The 20,279-nt window shown below is 71.2% G+C and carries 20 protein-coding genes; 12 read left to right on the top strand and 8 right to left on the bottom strand.

Annotated features, from left to right (window positions below):
- Positions 1 to 7: 7 nt before the first annotated feature.
- Genes ACT80S_RS16385 through ACT80S_RS16375 form a run of 3 tightly spaced genes read left to right on the top strand, consistent with a single transcriptional unit; the run spans position 8 to position 3,121 of the window.
- Positions 8 to 1,240 (top strand): CaiB/BaiF CoA transferase family protein, encoded by a 1,233-nt coding sequence (locus tag ACT80S_RS16385; RefSeq protein ID WP_377417866.1) that lies wholly within the window; start codon positions 8 to 10, stop codon positions 1,238 to 1,240.
- The gene (gene aroE / locus ACT80S_RS16380; RefSeq protein WP_377417767.1) at positions 1,237 to 2,070 is read left to right on the top strand and encodes a shikimate dehydrogenase; all 834 of its coding nucleotides are present in this window, start codon (positions 1,237 to 1,239) and stop codon (positions 2,068 to 2,070) included. The genes ACT80S_RS16385 and aroE overlap by 4 nt, the downstream gene beginning before the upstream one ends.
- Positions 2,071 to 2,122: 52 nt before the next feature.
- Positions 2,123 to 3,121 carry a TRAP transporter substrate-binding protein gene (locus ACT80S_RS16375; RefSeq protein WP_377417765.1) on the top strand — a complete coding sequence of 333 codons (999 nt, stop codon included), beginning with the start codon at positions 2,123 to 2,125 and terminating at the stop codon, positions 3,119 to 3,121.
- Positions 3,122 to 3,190: 69 nt separating this feature from the next.
- On the opposite strand, the gene ACT80S_RS16370 is transcribed toward ACT80S_RS16375, so the two are convergent.
- The 8 genes from ACT80S_RS16370 to ACT80S_RS16335 form a co-directional block, all read right to left on the bottom strand.
- Complete coding sequence (locus ACT80S_RS16370) at positions 3,191 to 3,973, bottom strand: enoyl-CoA hydratase-related protein (RefSeq protein ID WP_377417763.1); 783 nt, start codon at positions 3,971 to 3,973, stop codon at positions 3,191 to 3,193.
- Between the two features lie 2 nt (positions 3,974 to 3,975).
- The gene (locus ACT80S_RS16365) at positions 3,976 to 5,115 is read right to left on the bottom strand and encodes an ABC transporter substrate-binding protein (protein WP_377417761.1); all 1,140 of its coding nucleotides are present in this window, start codon (positions 5,113 to 5,115) and stop codon (positions 3,976 to 3,978) included.
- A gap of 145 nt (positions 5,116 to 5,260) precedes the next feature.
- Entirely contained in the window at positions 5,261 to 6,694 is a 1,434-nt protein-coding gene (locus ACT80S_RS16360) for an aldehyde dehydrogenase (NADP(+)) (RefSeq protein WP_377417759.1), read from the bottom strand.
- 18 nt (positions 6,695 to 6,712) lie between these two features.
- Entirely contained in the window at positions 6,713 to 8,038 is a 1,326-nt protein-coding gene (gene gudD / locus ACT80S_RS16355) for a glucarate dehydratase (RefSeq protein ID WP_377417757.1), read from the bottom strand.
- A 17-nt stretch (positions 8,039 to 8,055) separates the two neighbouring features.
- Positions 8,056 to 9,021 (bottom strand): Bug family tripartite tricarboxylate transporter substrate binding protein, encoded by a 966-nt coding sequence (locus ACT80S_RS16350; RefSeq protein WP_377417755.1) that lies wholly within the window; start codon positions 9,019 to 9,021, stop codon positions 8,056 to 8,058.
- A 37-nt stretch (positions 9,022 to 9,058) separates the two neighbouring features.
- Positions 9,059 to 9,970, bottom strand: a complete 912-nt coding sequence (kdgD, locus tag ACT80S_RS16345) for a 5-dehydro-4-deoxyglucarate dehydratase (protein WP_377417753.1) — start codon at positions 9,968 to 9,970, stop codon at positions 9,059 to 9,061.
- 88 nt (positions 9,971 to 10,058) lie between these two features.
- The gene (locus ACT80S_RS16340) at positions 10,059 to 10,787 is read right to left on the bottom strand and encodes a FadR/GntR family transcriptional regulator (RefSeq protein WP_377417751.1); all 729 of its coding nucleotides are present in this window, start codon (positions 10,785 to 10,787) and stop codon (positions 10,059 to 10,061) included.
- A 65-nt stretch (positions 10,788 to 10,852) separates the two neighbouring features.
- On the bottom strand, positions 10,853 to 11,755 hold the full coding sequence (locus ACT80S_RS16335; protein ID WP_377417749.1) for a helix-turn-helix domain-containing protein: 903 nt from the start codon (positions 11,753 to 11,755) through the stop codon (positions 10,853 to 10,855).
- Between the two features lie 185 nt (positions 11,756 to 11,940).
- Between ACT80S_RS16335 and ACT80S_RS16330 the strand changes: the two genes are divergently transcribed.
- The 9 genes from ACT80S_RS16330 to ACT80S_RS16290 all read left to right on the top strand — a co-directional run bounded on the left by ACT80S_RS16330 (position 11,941) and on the right by ACT80S_RS16290 (position 20,219).
- Complete coding sequence (locus ACT80S_RS16330) at positions 11,941 to 12,804, top strand: SDR family NAD(P)-dependent oxidoreductase (RefSeq protein WP_377417747.1); 864 nt, start codon at positions 11,941 to 11,943, stop codon at positions 12,802 to 12,804.
- Positions 12,785 to 14,506 (top strand): FAD-dependent oxidoreductase, encoded by a 1,722-nt coding sequence (locus tag ACT80S_RS16325; RefSeq protein WP_377417745.1) that lies wholly within the window; start codon positions 12,785 to 12,787, stop codon positions 14,504 to 14,506. The genes ACT80S_RS16330 and ACT80S_RS16325 overlap by 20 nt, the downstream gene beginning before the upstream one ends.
- Positions 14,507 to 14,573: 67 nt before the next feature.
- The gene (locus ACT80S_RS16320) at positions 14,574 to 14,855 is read left to right on the top strand and encodes an NIPSNAP family protein (protein WP_377417864.1); all 282 of its coding nucleotides are present in this window, start codon (positions 14,574 to 14,576) and stop codon (positions 14,853 to 14,855) included.
- Positions 14,852 to 15,610 carry an SDR family NAD(P)-dependent oxidoreductase gene (locus ACT80S_RS16315; protein ID WP_377417743.1) on the top strand — a complete coding sequence of 253 codons (759 nt, stop codon included), beginning with the start codon at positions 14,852 to 14,854 and terminating at the stop codon, positions 15,608 to 15,610. Before ACT80S_RS16320 ends, ACT80S_RS16315 begins: the two co-directional genes overlap by 4 nt.
- 39 nt (positions 15,611 to 15,649) lie before the next feature.
- Complete coding sequence (locus tag ACT80S_RS16310) at positions 15,650 to 16,498, top strand: branched-chain amino acid ABC transporter permease (protein WP_377417741.1); 849 nt, start codon at positions 15,650 to 15,652, stop codon at positions 16,496 to 16,498.
- 33 nt (positions 16,499 to 16,531) lie between these two features.
- Entirely contained in the window at positions 16,532 to 17,527 is a 996-nt protein-coding gene (locus ACT80S_RS16305) for a branched-chain amino acid ABC transporter permease (RefSeq protein ID WP_377417739.1), read from the top strand.
- A 20-nt stretch (positions 17,528 to 17,547) separates the two neighbouring features.
- Positions 17,548 to 18,267 (top strand): ABC transporter ATP-binding protein, encoded by a 720-nt coding sequence (locus ACT80S_RS16300; RefSeq protein WP_377417737.1) that lies wholly within the window; start codon positions 17,548 to 17,550, stop codon positions 18,265 to 18,267.
- Positions 18,264 to 18,962 (top strand): ABC transporter ATP-binding protein, encoded by a 699-nt coding sequence (locus tag ACT80S_RS16295; protein ID WP_377417735.1) that lies wholly within the window; start codon positions 18,264 to 18,266, stop codon positions 18,960 to 18,962. Before ACT80S_RS16300 ends, ACT80S_RS16295 begins: the two co-directional genes overlap by 4 nt.
- Positions 18,963 to 19,028: 66 nt before the next feature.
- Complete coding sequence (locus ACT80S_RS16290) at positions 19,029 to 20,219, top strand: ABC transporter substrate-binding protein (RefSeq protein ID WP_377417733.1); 1,191 nt, start codon at positions 19,029 to 19,031, stop codon at positions 20,217 to 20,219.
- Positions 20,220 to 20,279: the final 60 nt, after the last annotated feature.

Below are 20,279 nucleotides of genomic sequence, written 5' to 3'. Positions count from 1 at the left end.
GCTGCCCCTGCAACAGCGCCCCCTGGAGGGCATCCGCGTCATCGACTACAGCCACTTCCTGGCCGGCCCCTACGTGGGCCGCTGCCTGGCCGCCCTGGGCGCCGAGGTGATCAAGGTGGAGCGCCCCGGCACCGGCGACGCCGGCCGCCAGCATGCCTGGTTCGTGGGCGACCACAGCGGCTACTTCCTGCAGTTGAACATGGGCAAGAAGGGCCTGTGCGTCAACACCAAGGACCCGCGCGGCCGGGACCTGATGCGCAAGTTGTGCGACAGCGCCGATGTCTTCGTCGAGAACTACCGCCCCGGCGCCCTGGACAAGCTGGGCCTGGGCTACGCCGAGCTGGCCGCGCGCAACCCCGGCCTGGTGTACTGCTCCATCTCGGCCTACGGCCACACCGGGCCCGACTCGCACCGCGCCGGCTTCGGCCTGATCGCCGAGGCCAAGAGCGGCATCATGCAGATGGTGGGCAACCCGGGCGAGACCCCGCCCCTGCTGCGGATCTCGCTGGGCGACATGTACACCGGCATCCATGCGGTGGCCGCGATCAACGCCGCCCTGCTCGGGCGCGTCAAGTCCGGCCGCGGCCAGCACATCGACATGGCGCTGTACGACACCCTGGTGTCCATGCACGAATACGCGATCCAGTGCTACACGCTCTCGGGCGGCAAGGAGGTGCCGGTGCAGACCGGGCACGACATGCCGACCTCCACCCTCTACGGCGTGTTCCGCGCCGCCGACGGCGACCTGGTGATCGCCGCCCAGGTGGACGACGCCTGGAAGCGCTTCGCGCAGCTGGTGGAGTCGCGCGGCGGCCCGGCCGGCTTCGCCGCCGACGCCCGCCTGCACACCACTGCCGGCCGCAACGCGAACCGGCTGGACATCCTGGCGGTGGTCAAGCCCTGGGTCGCTGCCCACCGGGTGGCCGACCTGCTCGCCTGGCTGGACGCGATCGACGTGCCCTGCGCCAAGGTGCAGCGCATCGACGAGGTGGTGGCCGACCCGCAGATCCGCGCGCGCGGCATGATCATCGAGCAGGACCACCCGGCCCTGGGCCGCATCGAGCTGCCGAACCTGCCGTTCCGCTTCTCCGGCTGCGACACCGGCATCGCCCAGGTCGCGCCCGACCTCGGCCAGCACAACGCCGAGATCGCCGCCAGCCTGGGCATCCCGGCCGAGGAGATCGAGGCCATGCAGCGCGATGGCGTGCTGTACTCGAAGGACCTGAAGGAAGCGGCATGACCGACCGCTACGCCGTGATCGGCAACCCGATCGACTTCAGCAAGTCCCCCTTCATCCACGGCGAGTTCGCCCGCTCGCTGGGGCATGACATCGAGTACACCAAGATCCTGGGCCCCCTGGGCGGCTTCAGGGAAACGGTGGACGCCTTCCGCGCCGCCGGCGGGCGCGGCATCAACATCACCGCGCCCTTCAAGCTCGACGCCTTCGCCTACGCCGACGAGCGCTCGCCCAGCGCCGAGCTGGCCGGCGCGGTCAACTGCCTCAAGCTCGACGGCCCGCGTATCCTGGGCGAGAACTTCGACGGCGTGGGCCTGGTGCGCGACGCGGTCCGCAACCTGGGCCAGCCCCTGGCCGGCCGCCGCGTGCTGCTGCTCGGGGCCGGCGGCGCCGCGCGCGGCGCGCTGCTGCCGTTCCTGGCCGAGGCGCCGGCCGCGCTCGTGATCGCCAACCGCGACACGGCCAAGGCCCAGGCCCTGGCCGCCATCGCCGCCCGGCACGCCCCGGCCGGCACCGAGGTGGCCGCCAGCGACTACCCCGGCCTGGAAGGCCAGCGTTTCGACCTGGTGTTCAACGCCACCTCCGCCAGCCTGCGCGCCGAGCTGCCGCCGGTGCCGGCCGGCGTGTTCGAGGGCTGCGCCCTCGCCTACGAGCTGGCCTATGCCAAGGGCCTGACCCCGTTCCTGCGCCTGGCGGCCAATGCCGGCGTGGCGCACTGCGCCGACGGCGTGGGCATGCTCGCCGAGCAGGCGGCCGAGGCCTTCGCCTGGTGGCGCGGCGTGCGGCCGGACACGGCCGCCGTCATCGAGCAACTGCGTGTACCCTTGGCGTGAGCGTCGCTGACGCCGCCGACCTGGCATCCCCACCAACAACCGGAGACATGACATGAAACGCATCTTCCTCAAGACCCTGGTCGCCGCCGCCGCACTAGCCGCCGCCGGCCTGGCCAGCGCCCAGGAGCGCACCCTCAAGATGGGCCTGAACGGCCCCGAGAACCACCCGGCCGCGGCGGGCATGAAGAAGTTCGCCGAGACCGTGGCGGCCAAGACCAACGGCCGCATCAAGGTGAACCTGTTCTTCAACGGCTCCCTGGGCAGCGACCAGGCGGTGGTCTCCTCCGTCAAGGGCGGCACCGTCGAACTGGCGGTGATGAACTCCGGCATCCTGGCCAGCGAGGCCAAGGAACTGGCGATCTTCGACTTCCCCTTCCTGTTCGCCAACGAGAAGGAATCCGACGCCATCGTCGACGGCCCGGTCGGCCGCAAGATGCACGCGCTGCTCGAGCCCAAGGGCATCGTCGGCCTGTCGTACTGGGAGCTGGGCTACCGCCAGATCACCAACAGTAAGCGGCCGATCAACAAGGTGGAGGACATCGAGGGCCTGAAGCTGCGCGTGATCCCCAACCCCATCAACCTCGACTGGGTCAAGGCCCTGGGCGCCAACCCCACGCCGCTGGCCTTCCCCGAGGTCTACGGCGCGCTGGAGCAGAGGGCCATCGACGGCCAGGAGAACCCGATCTCGGTGATCGCCGCCAACAAGTTCTGGGAGGTGCAGAAGCACGTGGCGCTGACCAACCACCAGTACAACCCGCAGTCGGTCATCATGAGCAAGAAGGTGTGGGACAGCCTGAGCCCCGCCGACCGCAAGATCATCGACGACGCGGCCGACGAGGCCACCAAGCTGCAGCGCGAGCAGGCCCGCGCCGCCGTCGCCGCCAACCTGGAGCTGCTGAAGAAAAACGGCATGACCGTGACCCAGCTGCCGCCGGCCGAAGTGGCCAAGCTGCGCGAGAAGCTCAAGCCCGTGATCGCCAAGTACAGCGCCAGCGTGGGCGAGGCCACGGTCAACGAGGTGCAGGCTGAACTGGCCAAGATGCGCCGTTGATCCAGGTGTGAAGCGCAGGCCGCCGAGGCGGCCGCTTCCAGAAGGCGTCCAGCGGGCTTCAGGCCCGCCTCAGCGCCCGCTCCATCGGGGCGGGCGTTTTTCCGCGAAGGCCCTCGGGCCTTCCACCGCATCCTCGCTCGCCAGCATGCGCTCGGCGGCCTCGTAGGTCGCCGCCATCGCGCTGGCCAGGTCCGGCTGGTCGAGGCTTTGCAGCATCACCTGCTTGGAGGCCTGCACCGCCAGCGGCGCGCAGGCCAGGATCTCGTCGGCCAGGGCGAAGGCCGCCTCCATCAGCTGCTCGTGCGGCACCACCTCGTTGACCAGGCTGATGCGCAGCGCCTCCTGGGCGGAGATGTTCGAACCGGTGAGGATCAGGCGCATCGCATCCTTCAGCGGCAGGTCGCGCGCCAGGCGCTGGAGCGCGCCGCCGCCCAGCGCCGCCAGGCCCACCCGCGGCTCGGGGAGGCCGAAGACCGCGCGGTCCGAGGCCACGGCCAGGTCACAGGCCGCGACGATCTCGGCGCCGCCGCCCAGGCACAGGCCGTTGACCGCGGCGATCACCGGCTTGTACAGGTCGGTGCGGGTGGTGATGCCGGCGAAGCCCCCGGGCGGCTTGCGGTGGTCGCCGGTGCGGGCGAGCTCCTTCAGGTCGGTGCCGACGCAGAAGGCGCGGTCGCCGCGCCCGGTGATGATGGCCACGTGCAGGCCGGGGTCGGCCGCATAGAGGTCGAACGCCCGCTGCAGCTCGAAGTGCGCCGCCGGGTGGAGCGCGTTGAGGACCTCGGGGCGGTCCAGCGTGACCGTGAGGACCGCCCCGCGCCGCGCCAGCGTGCAGTGCTCGAAGCCGTCCACGCTCAGCGCGCCGGCTTGAGGATCTCCACCACCTGCGGCTTGCCGTTCACCACCTTGACGATGAAGCTCTCGCGGTCCAGGTCGCCCTTCTGGTCGAACTTCACGTCGAACAGCACGCCGGGGTAGTCCTTCACCGAGATGCTGGCGCCGCGCAGGGCGGCGGCAAAGGCCTTCGGGTCGATCTTGCCGACCTTGTCGAAGACCGCCTTGGCCACGTGCATGCTGGTGTAGCCCTTCATCGCGTTGTGGTCGGCCTTGGCCTTGTACTCGGCGAGGTAGCGCTTGGCGAAGGCCTGCACCGGCGGGTTGGGCGCGTCGGGCGTGAGGCCGACGTGGGCCACCACGCCGTTGGCGGCGTCGCCGGCCAGCTCGATCACCTTGTCGTTGGCCAGTGTGGTCTCGCCAATCACCGGCTTGTTGTAGCCCTGCTTGCGCAGCTCCCGCAGGATGCGCGCCGACTCCTCCTCGTTGCTGTAGACGAACAGCGCATCGGCGTTGGACTGCTTGGCCCGGAGCACCGCCGCCGAGAAGTCGACCTGGGCCACCTCGGTGGAGATGTCGGCGACGACCTGGATGCCGGCGGCCTGCAGGCCCTTGAGGACCATGTCGCGGCCGCCCTTGCCGAAGTCGTTGTTCACGTAGATCACGGCGATGGTCTTGGCCTTCACGATCTCGTGGATGTAGCGCACCACCTTGGGCATGGCCGAGGCCTGGGTGAAGGAGGCGCGGAAGACGTAGGGGTTGCCCTGCTCGGTGATGGCGGCGGCCTCGCCCCCGATCATGTTGGGGATCTCGGCGCGGCGCGTCTCGGCCATGCTCACGAGGATGGAGCCGGAGTAGACCGGGCCCATCAGCAGCGGCACGCCTTCGTCGACGGCCTTGGCGGCGAGGGACTTGGCGACGCCGGGGTTGGTCTGCGTGTCCAGCGCGGTGTAGTTGACGCGCCGGCCCAGGATGCCGCCGGCCGCATTGATCTCGGCCACCGCCAGCTTGATGCCGTTGTTGTAGTTGGTGCCCGCCGTCGCGCCCGAGCCGGAAAGCTCCACGATGCCGGTGATGTTGAGGGCCTGCTGGGCGTGGGCCAGGCCCAGGGCGCCGGCCAGGGTGGCCGTGAGGGCGAACGTGCGCAGTGCGCTTTTCATGGGTTGTCTCCGTGGGATGTTCTCGTGGAGCCCCCCGCCTGGCAGGCGGAGGCGCAAGGAAGATGCTAGGAACACACAGCTACTCAGTAAATCAAGCCCTCGCAATAGCGGCTATTGCGAGGGCTGATAGTGGCCGGATCCGGCCTCAGCAGGGCCGGCCCTGGCGCGCCGCCAGCCAGGCCGGCGCGTCCTGCAGCGCCACGGGGCGCAGGAAGCGGTCCAGCGCGGCCCAGCCCACCGAGGTGGTGAAGGGCTCGGTGGACGAGGGGAAGGGACCGCCATGCTGCTGGCCCGCCGTGACCGCGACGCCGGTGGGGTAGCCCGCGAACAGCACCCGGCCGGCCACCTGCGCGGCGGCGCGCACCAGGGCCTGGTTGTCGGCGGTGGCCTCGTCGGCGCCCCAGATCGTCACGGTGAGCGAGCCGCCCACGGCCTCGAGCACCTCGATGGCCTGGGCCGTGCCGGACACGCGCACCACCAGGGCGGCGGGGCCGAAGACTTCCTCGTGCAGGTGCTCGTCGGCGATGAAGCCGGCGGCGTCGATTTGCGCCAGGAACGGGCGCGGCGGCTGGTCGGCGGCGTCCACTTCGGCCAGGAGCTTCTGCAGCTTGGCGTTGTTGGCCCAGGCGGCGCGGCCGGCCTCGAAGCCATCGCGCATCTGCGCGGTGAGCATGGCGTGGGTCTTGGCGGCCTTGAGCGATTCGACCAGGGCCTGAACGAAGGCGTCGCCGTCGGCGCCCGTGGGCACCACGATGACGCCCGGGCTGGTGCAGAACTGGCCGCAGCCCATGGTGATGGAGCCGGCGAGACCCGCGGCGAGCTCGGCGCCCTTGGCGGCCAGGGCCGAGGGCAGCGCGATCACCGGGTTGATCGAGCCCAGCTCGCCGTAGAACGGGATCGGGCGCTTGCGGGCGCGGGCCGCCTCCTGCAGCGCCAGGCCGCCGCGCACCGAGCCGGTGAAGGCGCCGGCGGCAATCGCCGGGTGCTGGATCAGGCTCACGCCGACTTCGGCGCCGCGGCCGTCGACCATGTCGAAGACGCCGGCGGGCAGGCCCTGGGCCTGGACCACCCCGCGGGCCAGGTCGGCCACGGCATGCGAGAGGCCGCGGTGGCCGCGGTGGGCCTTGACCACCACCGGGCAGCCGGCGGCCAGGGCCGCGGCGGTGTCACCACCCAGCACCGAGAAGGCGAAGGGGAAATTCGAGGCCGCGAACATGGCCACCGGGCCGACCGGCACGCGCACGCGGGCCAGGGCGGGGTGGCCCACCGGCGGGGCGCCGGCGACGGCGGGATCGTCAGTGAAGGCGAAGGCGGCGCCCTGCTCCACCTGCGTGGCGAAGCCGCGCAGCTGGAAGGCGGTGCGATCGAGCTCGCCGTTGAGGCGGCCGGGGCCCAGGTTCGTCTCGGCATCGGCGAGGGCGACGAGGCGCTCGCGGTTCGCTTCCAGCGCCTCGGCCAGGCCGCGCAGCAGCGCGGCGCGGGTGGCGGCGTCGGAGGCGCCGAAGGCGGCGAAGGCCGCTTGCGCGGCGCGGGCGGCGGCGTCGACGTCGGCCGCGGTGCTGTCAATGAAAGTGGTCATCTTGAATGGGGTGGGTGTTCAGCGCACGAGGCACGGGCGCTTGTTGTCGAATTTCCAGCCGGGGATCAGGTACTGCATGGCGATGGCGTCGTCGCGCGCGCCCAGGCCGTGCTGCAGGTAGAGGGCGTGGGCCTTCTCGACCTCGGCCAGGTCGATCTCGATGCCCAGGCCCGGCTTCTTCGGAACCTGCACGTAGCCGCCCTCGATCTTCAGCGGGTCCTTGGTGAGGCGCTGGCCGTCCTGCCAGATCCAGTGCGTGTCGATGGCAGTGACCTTGCCGGGGGCGGCGGCGCCCACGTGCGTGAACATGGCCAGCGAGATGTCGAAGTGGTTGTTGGAGTGCGAGCCCCAGGTCAGGCCCCAGTCGCGGCAGGTCTGGGCCACGCGCACCGAGCCGGCTAGGGTCCAGAAGTGCGGGTCGGCCAGCGGGATGTCGACCGACTGCAGCGCCAGCGAGTGCGCCAGCTGGCGCCAGTCGGTGGCGACCATGTTGGTCGCGGTGGGCAGGCCGGTGGCGCGGCGGAATTCGGCCATGACCTCGCGGCCGGAGAAGCCTTCTTCCGCGCCGCAGGGGTCCTCGGCGTAGGCGACGATGCCGCGCATCCTCTCGCCCAGGCGGATCGCGTCCTTCAGCAGCCAGCCGCCATTGGGATCGAGCGTCACGCGGGCCTGCGGGAATCGCTCGTGCAGCGCGGTCACCGCCTCGACTTCCTCGTCGCCGCGCAGCACGCCGCCCTTGAGCTTGAAGTCCTGGAAGCCGTAGCGGGCCTGGGCCGCCTCGGCCAGGCGCACCACCGCCTCGGGGGTCATGGCGGCCTCGTGGCGCAGGCGGAACCAGTCGTTGTCGGCGCCCGGCTCGCTGTGGTACGGCAGGTCGGTCCTGGTGCGGTCGCCGACGAAGAACAGGTAGCCGAGCATCTGCACGGCCTCGCGCTGCTGGCCCTCGCCGAGCAGCGCCGCCACCGGCACGCCCAGGTGCTGGCCCTGCAGGTCCAGCAGCGCCGATTCGACGGCGGTGACGGCATGGATGGTGGTGCGCAGGTCGAAGGTCTGCAGGCCGCGGCCGCCGGCGTCGCGGTCGGCGAAGCGGGCGCGCATCTCGTTCAGGATGGCCTGCAGGTCGCCGATGGGGCGGCCCTCGACGAGGGGACGCGCGTCCTCCAGCGTCTGGCGGATCTTCTCGCCGCCGGGCACCTCGCCCAGGCCGGTGTGGCCCGCGCTGTCGGTGACGATGACGATGTTGCGAGTGAAAAAGGGCGCATGCGCGCCCGAGAGGTTCAGCAGCATGCCGTCCCGTCCCGCGACGGGGACGACACGCATCTGCTTGACGATGGGAGAGGTCATGGGAATCTCGGCCGGGTTCAGTCGGCGGTGATCTTGCGGGCGGTGATCAGCTTCTGCCAGCGGGCGTATTCGGCGGCCTGGAAGGCGGCGAACTGCTCGGGCGTGTTCAGCACCATCTCGAAGCCCAGGTCCAGCAGGCGCTGGCGCAGGGCCGGCTCGCTGAAGGTAGCGACGATGGCGGCATGCACCCTGGCCTTGACGTCCGCAGGCAGGCCCCTGGGGCCGGCCACGGCCTGCCAGGACTGGACGTTGGCGTCCTTGACGCCCTGCTCCTCGAGCGTGGGCACGTTCGGCAGCAGGGGCGAGCGCTTGGCGCTGGTGATCACCAGCGGGCGCAGCTTGCCGGCCTGGATCTGCGGCATGGCGGTATTGATGTTCATGAACGAGGAATCGACCTGGTTGCCCAGGAGGTCGTTCATCACCGGCCCGCCGCCCTTGTACGGCACGTGGACGCCGGTGGTGCCGGTCTGCTGCCAGAACAGTTCGGCCGTGAGGTGGTCGCTGCTGCCGTTGCCGGAGGACGCGAACGTCATCTTGCCCGGGTTGGCCTTCAGGTGGGCCATCACGTCGGCCATGGACTTCAGCGGCGAGGCCGCGGGCACCACGAGCACGTTGGGCGCCTGGACGACGACCGAGATCGGGTCCAGGTCCTTCAGCGCGTCATAGGGCGCCTTGATCAGGTGCGGGGCGATCACGTAGGGCCCGAGCGAGGCGACCAGCAGGGTGTGGCCGTCGGCGGGCGAGCGGGCCACCTGCGCGGTGCCGATGGTGCCGGTGGCGCCGGCCTTGTTGTCCACGACGACGGTGCCGCCCAGGCGCTCCTGCAGCTTGGGCTGCAGGGTGCGGGCGATCATGTCGGTGGAGCCGCCGGGCGGGAACGGCACCACCAGGGTCACCGTCTTCGAGGGGAAGGCCTGCGCGAAGGCGCTGGCCGCCACACCCAGGCCGAGGGCCAGGGCGGTGAGGCGTTTCGTCAAGGTCATGGCATGTCTCCTGGGGGTGCTTGAGACGGCAGCCCGGTTACTGCGGGCCCAGCTTGGCGATCAGGGCGGCCAGCTGCTCGACTTCGGCGGGCTTGAGGTCCGACAGCGGCGCGCGCACCGGGCCGGCGCTCTTGCCGACGATGGTGGCGCCGGCCTTCACGATGGAGACGGCATAGCCCTCGCCCTTGTTGCGGATCTCCAGGTACGGCAGGAAAAAGTCGTCGATCAGGCGGCTCACGGTGGCCTGGTCGTTGTTCCAGTAGGCGTTGTAGAACGCCATCGCGGTCTTGGGGATGAAGTTGAAGACGGCCGAGGAGTAGGTGGGCACGCCCAGGGCCTTGTAGGCGTTGGCGTAGACCTCGTGCGTGGGCATGCCGCCGATGTAGACGAAGCGGTCGCCCAGGCGCTGGCGGATCTGGACGATGCGCTCGATGTCGCCCAGGCCGTCCTTGAAGCCGATCAGGTTGGGGCAGCGCTCGGCCAGCTTCTCCAGCGAGGAGGCGGTCAGCTTGCAGGCGGCGCGGTTGTAGACGATGACGCCAATGCTCACGCTCTTGCACACCGCTTCGATGTGGGCGACCAGGCCGTCCTGGGTGGCTTCGGTCAGGTAGTGCGGCAGCAGCAGGATGCCGGCCGCGCCATTGCGCTGGGCTTCCTGGGCGTACTTGATCGCCAGGGTGGTGCCGCCGCCGGCGCCGCCGACGATGGGGGTGTGCTGGCCGCAGGTCTCGGCCGCGACCTTGATCACCTGGGAGTACTCGCCCGGCTCCAGGGAGAAGAACTCGCCGGTGCCGCCGGCGGCGAACAGCACGGAGGCGCCATAGGGCATCAGCCACTCCAGGCGCTCCTGGTAGCCGCGGGGGTTGAACTGCAGCTGGGCGTCGAAGTCCGTCAGCGGGAAGGACAGCAGGCCGGAGGACAGGGCTTTCTTGAGTTCGATCGGGATCATGGTCGGGTTACACCGTTGGAAAGAGATAGGACATCGTATCTCTTGATCGCCAACAAGAAATGCGGGTAAACCCTTGATGAGGTTGGGATCAGCCGCCGGCGGCAGCGCGGCGACGGCGCTCGCGGCTGTTGGCCAGGTGCGTGCGCATGGCGGCGCGGGCGGCCTCGGCGTCCTGGCGGGCGATGGCCTCGTAGATGCTCTCGTGCTCGCCGTTGACGCGGCGCAGGTAGTCGCGGCGCTCGGGGGTGAGGGGCTGCTCGGACTCCAGCCGGGCGCGCGGGATCATGGTGCCGCCCAGGGTGGCCATGAGCTCCGCGAAGCGCGGGTTCTGGGTGGCGCGGGCGATCTCCAGGTGGAACTGGAAGTCGGGGCCGACGGCATCGCGCCCCTCCTCCACCGCGGCGGCGAAGGCATCCAGCGCGGAGCGCATGGCGGCCAGCTCGGCCTCGCTGCGGCGCTGCGCCGCCAGGCCGGCGCTCTCGCTCTCGACCGCGATGCGCAGCTCCAGCACCGCGATCACGTCATGCAGGGTGCCGACCTGCTCCGGCAAGATGCGGAAGGTGCTGGCGTCGCCCAGGCCCATGACGAAGGTGCCGATGCCGTGGCGGGTCTCCACCATGCCGGCGGCCTGCAGCCGGGACATGGCCTCGCGCACCACGGTGCGGCTCACGTTGAACTCGGCCATCAGGTCGGCCTCGCGCGGCAGCTTGGCGCCGGAGGCCAGGCGGCCATCGCGGATGCGGTCGCCGAGGGCCTGCACCAGGTCGGCGGTGAGGGAGCGGGGACGGCGGGCGGCGCTCGCGGCGGGGGCGGTCATGCGGCCATTATGTCGCAGGGGTCGTACGATGTCCGTCACGCTGGCGCCAGCCCGGGGCGCCCGCCTCAGTGCCCGGCCAGGTGCGCCCGCGCCATCTCGCGGAACTCGGTGGGCCGGCGCGCGGTGTGCTTCTTGAAGAAGCGGCCGAAGTAGGCCTCGTCGTCGAAGCCCAGTTCGGCGGCGACCTGCTTGATGCTCAGGGTGGAGTACACCAGCTCGCGCTCGGCCTCGTGCACCAGCCGCGCGTTGATCACGTCCAGCGGCGAGAGCCCCAGCGCGTCGCGGCACAGGCGGCCCAGGTGGCCTGCCGTCAACCCCATCTGCCGCGCGTAGTGGTCGACCGAGCGCTGCTGCCGGAACTGCTCGTTCACCAGCTGGCGGAACTGCTCGATCTGCGCCGCCTTGCGTGAGCGCGGGTCGCTGGGCGCGGCCGCCGCGCTCTCGCCGATGCGGGCCACCTGCACGAACAGCGCCGCGAGCAGCGACATGCTGGCCGCCACCTGCCCCGCCGCCGGGTAGCGCGCCTCGCGCTCCAGCGCGTCGAACAGCGGCATCAGCGCCTGCGTCCACGGGCTCTCCGGGTCCACCGGCAGCACGCGCGGCGCGCGCACATGCGCCAGCAACTGCGGCGCGATGGCGGTGGCCAGCGATTCCAGCGGGCGCTGCGGCGCGGTGATCACCGGGCCGTCGATGTCGTTGCGGAAGTGGAAGCCATGCACCGCCCCCGAGGGCACGACGATCAGGCACGGCGGCACGATGGGCCAGCGGCGCCCGTCGATCAGCGCCTCGCCGCCGGCGCTGCCGGTGACGATGTACAGCACCTGCAGCAGGCCCTCGTGCACATGCGGCTGGATCTCCCAGTTGTGCGCGCCGGAGCGCTCCGGGATGCGCTCCAGGTTGACCATCTCGGCCCAGGCCGGAGAGGCCTCGTCAGTGCCGTAGAGGGCGAATCGGGGGACTTTCGTCATGCACGAATTGTCCGGTCCTTCGCCGCGTTTGTCGATTGGCGCGCGGCGGCCCAGCGACGAACATTCGCCCCCACCACAGAGGAGACAGCAGGCATGCAAGCAGGCATCCGCCCCGGGAGCCCCGTCCCCGGCCTGGCCACCAACCACCCGGGTAAACCCGAAGCATCCGGTTCCTGGAGGCCGCAGTGAGCGCCGCCCACTCGCACTGGCTGGGCCTGGCCGGCCGCGCCATCGCGGTGACCGGTGCGGCCTCGGGCATCGGCCTGGCCGTGGCCGGCTCGCTGGCCGATGCCGGCGCCCGGGTGGCCCTGCTCGATCGCGACGCCGAGGGTGCGGAGCGCGCCGCGGCGGCCCTGCGGGCCCGCGGCGCCCAGGCCATCGCGGCGGCCTGCGACGTCGCCAGCGAAGCCGCGGTGGCCGCGGCCGCCGCCCGCGTGCGCCGCGAGTTCGGGCCGGTCACCGGCCTCGTGAACAACGCCGGCATGCTGCTGCCCGGCCCGCTGGAGTCGGTCTCGCTGGAAGACTGGAACCAGGTGCTGGCCGTCAACCTCACCGGCTACCTCCTGTGCAGCCGCGCGTTCGGCCAGGACATGCTGGCCGCCGGCCGCGGCAGCATCGTCCACATCGCCTCCATCTCGGCGCTGCACCCGCAGGCGCGCAGCGGCGCCTACAGCGCCAGCAAGGCCGGCGTGCTCCTGATGAACAAGCAGCTGGCTGCCGAGTGGGGCCCGCGCGGCGTGCGCAGCAACGCGCTCTGCCCCGGAATGATCCGCACCGCACTGTCGGCCGCCTTCTACGAGGTGCCGGGCTTCGAGGCGGCCCGCGCCGCCGTCACCGCCAGCCGCCGCGTGGGCGAGCCGGTGGACATCGCCGAACCCGCCGCCTTCCTCCTCAGCGACCGCGCCGCCTATGTGAACGGCACCGAGCTGGTGGTCGATGGCGGCCTCGACTGCATGTTGATGGACATGGTGCCGCGCCCGGGCTTCAACCAGACCACCCGCGCCGGCCAGCAACCCCAGGAGAAGACGAATGAAGCGACTCGAGTGTGATGTGCTGGTCGCCGGCTCCGGCGCCGGCGGCCTGTCGACGGCCGTGACCGCGCGCAAGGGCGGGCTGGACGTGATCGTGGTGGAGAAGGAGCCGGTCTTCGGCGGCTCCACCGCCTTCAGCGGCGGCGTGCTGTGGATCCCCGGCAACCCGCATTGCGAGGGCGCGAAGAAGGACTCCACCGCCGCCGCGCGCGAGTACCTGCTGAACGAGACCGGCGCCGGCTTCGACGCCCCCGCGGTCGACGCCTTCCTGGCGGCCGCGCCGAAGATGGTGGAATGGTTCGAGCGCGAGACCAGCGTGCAGTTCGTCCCCACCCTCTACCCCGACTACCACCCGAAGGTGCCGGGCGGCGTGGACGTGGGCCGCTCGATCCTGGCCAAGCCCTTCGACATCCGCGCGCTGGGCGAGGACATGAAGCGCCTGCGCCCGCCGCTCAAGACCATCACCTTCATCGGGATGATGTTCAACTCCTCGAACGCGGACCTGAAGCACTTCTTCAACGCCACCAAGTCGCTGACCTCGTTCGTCTACGTGGCCAAGCGCCTGGCGACCCACCTCAAGGAGCTGGCGCTCTATCGGCGCGGCGTCAACGTCACCAGCGGCAACGCGCTGGCAGCGCGCCTGGCCAAGTCGGCCCTGGAGCTGGGCGTCCCGATCTGGACCGACTCGCCGGTCCGCCGCCTCATCGTCGAGCAGGGCGTGGTGCGCGGCGCCGTGGTGCACAGGGACGGCGAGGATGTCCAGGTCTTCGCCCGCCAGGGCGTGGTGCTGGCCTGCGGCGGCTTCCCGCACGACGTGGCGCGCATCGGCCAGGCCTACCCGCACCTGCGGCGCGGCGGCGAGCACCTCTCGCCCGTGCCCACCGGCAACACCGGCGACGGCATCCGCATCGCCGAGGACGCCGGCGCGAAGTTCGAGCTGAAGTACCCCTCCACCTCGGCCTGGATGCCGGTTTCGCGCGTGCCCTACGGCGACGGAAAGTACGGCGTGTTCCCGCACCTGCTGGATCGCTACAAGCCCGGCATCATCGGCGTGACCCGCAAGGGCGTGCGCTTCTGCAACGAGTCCGAGTCGTACCACGACGTGGGCGCGGCCATGATCCAGGCCTGCGCCGCCGAGCGCGAGACCGCGATGTGGCTGGTGTGCGACGCGAAGGCGCTGGCCAAGTACGGGCTGGGCTTCGTCAAGCCCGCGCCGATGCCGGTGGGCCGGTTCCTGCGCAACGGCTACCTGGCCAAGGGCCGCACCCTCGGCGAGCTGGCGAGGAACTGCGGCATCGATGCCGCGGCGCTGGAGCGCACGGTGGCCGAGTACAACGAGGGCGCGGCGCAGGGCGAGGACCGCCAGTTCGGTCGCGGCACCACCGCCTTCAACCGCTACCTGGCCGACCCGGCCAACCAGCCCAATCCCTGCGTGGCGCCGATCACCCAGGGCCCGTTCTACGCGGTCAAGGTGATCATGGGCGACCTGGGCACCTTCGACGGGCTGCGCACCACGCCGCAGGGCGAGGTGCTGTCCACCCGCGGCACGGTGATCGACGGCCTCTACGCGGTGGGCAACGACCGCGCCAGCGTGATGGGGGGCAACTACCCCGCCGCCGGCATCACGCTGGGCCCCAACATGACCTTCGGCTGGATCACCGGCAACCACCTGGTGGCCCGGGCCCGGGGTGAACAGGGGGAGCAACGCCGTGCGGCCTGAACTCCTCCTGGCTGCCGGCGCCAAGCCGCTGGTGGACCACCGCGTCTACACCATCAAGCTGCGCAAGATGGGCGAGTTCATCGAGGTCTTCGACCGGCTCGCCATGCCGATCCTGCTGGAGACCCTGGGCACGCCCCTGGGCTTCTGGACCAGCCTGGTCGGTCCGCAGAATCAGTTCACCCACCTGTGGGGCTATGACAGCCTGGCCGACTACGAGGAGCGCTCGCGGCGCCGTGACGCGCACCCCGACTTCCCGAAATACCTCGCCGCCTCGGCCGACCTGATCCTCGCGCAGGAGACCCGCCTGATCCGCCGCGCCAGCCTGCCCAGCGTGGAGGCGCCGCGATGAGCGTCGCCCTGGTCACCGGCGCCGCCGACGGCATCGGCTGGGCCACCGCGCGCCGGCTGGCGCAGGACTTCGAGCGCGTGGCGCTGCTGGACCTGCGCGCCGACGCCGCGCAGGCCCGCGCCGCCGAGCTCGGCGCCCGGCACCTGGGCCTGGGCTGCGACGTGGCCGACGCCGCCAGCGTGCGGCAGGCCGTCGAGGCCGTGCTCGCGCAGTGCGGGCGCATCGACGCGGTCGTGAACAACGCCGGCATCGGCGAGCAGTCGGCCCCGACCGTGGACCAGGACGTGGCCGCGTTCGACCGCGTGCTCGACGTGCACCTGCGCGGCGCCTTCCTCGTGAGCCAGGCCGCCGCCCGCGTGATGCTGGCGCAGGGCCGCGGCGCCATCGTCAACATCGCCTCCATCGCCGGGCTGGCCGGCATCCCCGGGCGCAACGCCTACGGCGCGGCCAAGGCCGGCGTGGCCGCGATGACGCGCGCCATGGCCTGCGAATGGGCCCGCCGCGGCATCCGCGTCAACGCGGTCGCCCCGGGCTACGTGCGCACCGCGCTGGTGGACCGGCTGGTGAGCGAGGGCCTGCTCGACGCGGCGCGCATCGAGGCGCGCACGCCCCTGGGCCGCATGGCCCGGCCCGAGGAGATCGCCGAGGTGATCGGCTTCCTGGCCTCGGACAAGGCCAGCTTCGTCACCGGCGCCACCTTCACCGCCGACGGCGGCTGGCTGGCACTGGGCGCGGCCGAGGCGGGACCGGGCTGACCGGCCCGGCGACATGAGACAACGAAGGAGACAACCCCCATGTTCATCCACATCTTCAACGGCGTCGTCTACGGCGCGCTGCTGATCATCATGTGCTCGGGCCTGGCCCTGATCTACGGCCTGCGCCGCGTGGTGAATTTCGCCCACGGCTCGCTGTACATGATGGGTGCCTACATCGGCTACTCGGTGGCGATGAAGACCAACTTCTGGGGCGCCCTGGTCATCGCCCCGCTCGTGATGGCCGCCTTCGGCGTGGCCCTGGACCGCTGGGGCTTCCGCCTGCTGCAGGACCGCGACCCGCTGACCGTGGTCCTCGTGACCTTCGGCCTGCTCCTGATCCTGGAGGACTTCGTCCAGAGCTTCTGGGGCAAGGCCAACCTCTCGCTGCCCGCGCCGGCCGCCCTGTCCTCCTCGATCGAGCTGTTCGGCCACCCGGTGCCGGCCTACCGCGTCGCGGTGATCGTGGTGGGCGCGGCGGTGGCCCTGGGCCTGACGCTGTGGCTGCGCCACTCCCGCGCCGGCCTGTTCGTGCGGGCCGCGTCCACCGACCCCACCACCACCGCCATGCAGGGGGTGAACACCGACGCCCTCAGCGCCTTCGTGGTCGGCCTGGGCACCGCGCTGGCGGGCCTGGCCGGCGTGGTGGCCGCGCCCTTCCTGTCGCTGTCGCCCTCGATGAGCGCGGACGTGATCATCGACTCCTTCGTGGTGGTGGTGATCGGCGGCCTGGGCTCGCTGGCCGGCGCGTTCATCGCCGCCATGGTGCTGGGCCTGGTGCAGGCCCTGGGCGCGGTGTGGCTGCCCGACACCTCGGTGCTGCTGCCCTTCGTGCTGATGGTGGCCATCCTGCTGTGGAAGCCCAACGGCTTCGCCGGCAGCCGCACCTGACGACACGCAACGCCTTTCCCGGAGACATTTCCCATGACGACCCGCAACCTGCTCGCCTGCACGGTGGGCGCGCTGGCCATCGGCGCGGCCGCCGCCTTCGGCATCGGCTCCAACACGGTGCTGTCGCTGCTCACGCAGGCGACGATCTTCGCCATCTTCGCCCTCGGCGTCGGCCTGCTGCTCAAACAGAACGGCATGGTCAGCTTCGGCCATGCGCTGTACTACGGCTCGTCCGGCTACATCGTCTCGATCCTGCTGCAGGCCAAGGCGGTGCCCGCCGAGGCCGCCGTGCCGCTGGCCATCCTCGGGCTGACGGCGCTGGCCTTCGTGATCGGCCTGGTGATCGTGCGCGTGCCGGGCGTGGCCTTCGGCATGCTCACCCTCGCGGTGGGCCAGATGGCCTACCTCACCGCCTCGCGCGCCCGGGGCGTGACCGGCGGCGCCGACGGCATGAACGTGGAGTGGCCCGCCACGCTGTTCGGCCTGTCCCTGAACACGCTCACCCAACCCGGCCCGATGCTGATGGTCTGCTGGACGACCCTGGTGCTGCTGACGCTGGGCCTGGCGGTGCTGCTGCGCGCGCGCTTCGGCAGCATCACCGAGGCCGTGCGTGACAACGAGGAGCGCGCCCGCTTCATCAACATCAAGACCCTGGTGCCGCGCGCCGCGGTGTACGCGCTGTCCGCCGGCGTGACCTCGGTGGCCGGCGTGCTCGCCGCCCTGAACACCAGCTTCGTCTCGCCGGAGGCCCTGCACTGGAGCCTGTCGGGCGTGGCGCTGATGATGGTCGTGGTCGGCGGCACGAAGGTGCTGTGGGGCCCGGCCCTCGGCGCCGCCGTCTACTTCCTGGCCAAGGACGTCCTGGGCGACCACGCCCAGCACTGGATGGCCATCTTCGGCACCGCGCTGATCGTGGTGATCGTGTTCGCGCCGCACGGCCTGTCGGGGATCCTGGTGCGCCTGGTCTCCGGCCGCGGCAGCGCCGCCACCCGCCCCGCCGGCCCGCCCAAGGCCCGCGCCGCCCACTGACGCCCCAGGGAGACATCCGCATGACCGACTACGTGTTGCAGACCGAGGACGTGGCCATCCACTACGGTGGCGTGAAGGCCGTCGACGGCGTCGCCCTCACCCTCGCCAAGGGCCAGATCCGCGGCCTCATCGGCCCCAACGGCGCGGGCAAGTCCACCGTCATCGACGCCATCACCGGCCGGCGTCCGCTCACCCGAGGCAAGGTCACCCTGATGGGGGAGGACGTCAGCGCCCTGGGCGTGGTGGACCGCCGCCGCCGCGGGCTCTCGCGCTCCTTCCAGCGCACCTCGATCTTCGGCCAGATGAAGGTGCGCCAGCAGGTCGAGCTCGCCTCCTGGAAGATGGGGACGAAGGACTCCGGCGCCGACGCCGACGACGTGCTCCGGGAGCTCGCGCTCGACACCCTCGGCGACGTGGTCGCCGACGACCTGGGCTACGGCGAGCAGCGCCGCCTGGACCTGGCCCTGGCCCTGGTCGGGCGCCCCGGCGTGCTGCTGCTGGACGAGCCCATGGCCGGCCTCTCGGTCAAGGAGTCGCTGGACCTGGCCCAGCACCTGAAGGCCCTGACCACCCGGCGCAACGTCTCGGTGCTGCTGGTGGAACACGACATGGACGTGGTCTTCGGCATCTCCGACGCCGTCACCGTCTTCGAGCTCGGGCGCGTGATCGCCCAGGGCTCGCCCGCCGAGGTGCGCGCCGACCCGCGCGTGCGCGAGGCCTACCTGGGGAGCGCCGCATGAACACCCTGCTGGAACTGACGAAGGTCGATGCCTTCTATGGCAACGCCCACATCCTCCACGGCCTGGACCTGCGGGTCGACGAGGGCGAGAAGGTGGCCCTGATCGGCCGCAACGGCGTGGGCAAGACCACCGTGGTCAACACCATCCTGGGCATCGCCAGCCTGCGCGGCGGCTCGGTGCGCCTGGGCGGCGACCTGCTGCCCCGCCCGCGCCCCTACATGGCCGCCCAGCACGGCATCGCGGTGGTGCCGCAGGGCCGGCGCATCGTGGCCAACCTGAGCGTGGAGGAGAACCTGCTCCTGGGCGCCGCCGTCGGCCGCAAGGGACCATGGACCGTGCCCGCCATCTACAAGCTGTTCCCGATCCTGCAGGAGCGCGCCCACACCCCGGGCACCGCCCTGTCCGGCGGGCAGCAGCAGATGCTGGCGGTGGGCCGCGCCCTCATGGCCAACCCCGCCCTGATCCTGCTGGACGAACCCACCGAGGGCCTGGCCCCGGTGATCGTCGACCAGCTGGGCGTGATCTTCAACGAGGTGGCGGCGCAGGGCACGGCGCTGCTGCTGATCGAACAGAACATGACCCTGGTCGCGCGCGTCGCGCAGCGCTATTGCGCGATGGCCAAGGGCAGCGTGGTGGCCGAAGGCCGCGTCGCCGAGGACAGCCTCGACGAGCTGCACCAGCACGTGATGGTTTGACCCGGCCGGGTCGCATGCAGTGCCCGGCGCCGCCGGGCTTCCATTGACTGGAGAAGGAGACTGAAGATGTTGAAAGCCAAACTGACCCGCCGCGCCGTGGCCCTCGCCGCCGTGGTCGCCGCCGTTCCCGCCATCGCCCTCGCGCAGGCCCGCGAGCCCGTGCGCGTCGGCCTCATGAGCTCGAAGTCGGGCGTGTTCGCCCAGCAGGGCGAGGAGGTCATTCGCGGCATCCAGTTCGCGATCGACGAGGCGAACGCCAAGGGCGGCGTGGACGGCCGCAGGGTCGAGGTGCAGGTGGCCGACGACGAGGGCACGCCCGAGGCCGGCCGCCGCGTCGCCGAGAAGCTCGCCCGCGACGGCTACAACCTCCTGATCGGGGGCATCCCGTCGACCATCGCCCTGGCCCTGGGCCCGAACCTGGAGCGCTGGGACGCCGCCTATTTCGTGGTGGCCTCCAAGAGCGACAAGATCACCGGGGACAGCTGCCGCGCCCGCATGATCCGCACCAACCACTCCGATGCGATGGACATCGCCATGATCGGCGAGTGGGCCAAGGGCTTCAAGGAGAAGAGCTTCGCCACCCTGGCCGCCGACTATGTCTGGGGCCGCGACTCCGCCGAGTCCTTCGCCAAGGCGGTGAAGGCCCAGGGCAAGGACGTGAAGCTGCAGCTGTACGCGCCGTTGGGCACCAAGGACTTCTCGCCCTACATCGCCCAGCTCAAGGACGCCAAGGTCGAGGCGATCTGGGTGGCCGAGACCGGCCGCGACGCCATCGCCTTCGTCAAGCAGGCCCAGGAATTCGGCCTGATCCCGCAGACCAAGCTGATCGGCCACTCGCTGCTGCAGAACTTCATGATGGACGCCACCGGCCGCTCCCTCGAGGGCACGCCCGGCAACGTGACCTACTCGCCGGACATCGACAACGCCCGCAACAAGGCCTTCGTCGCCGCCTTCCGCGCGAAATTCAACCGCCTGCCCACCGACAACGAAGGCCTGGGCTACAACGGCACGCAGGTGATCTTCGAGGGCGTGAAGCTGGCCAAGAGCGCCAAGCCCGGCGACGTGACCAAGGCCCTCTCGGGCAAGACGGTGGAGACCGTGTTCGGCCCCAGCCAGGTGCGCGCAGCCGACAACCAGATGGTGCTGGCCAACTACGTGGGCCGCGCGAAGATGGTCGACGGCCAGCTGCGCGCGCCGGTGGAGCAGGTCTTCCCGGCCTCGCTGACGCCGGCCGCCTCGCCCGCCTGCAAGCTCTGAGCGGGCCACGCCATGAGAAAGGGCCGCTCGCGCGGCCCTTTGTCTTTGGGGAGGTCGCCT

The sequence above is a fragment of the Ramlibacter sp. MAHUQ-53 genome, from assembly GCF_052600055.1.
The sequence above is the reverse complement of the archived record's forward strand: the minus strand, read 5'-3'. Positions and strand labels throughout refer to the sequence as shown.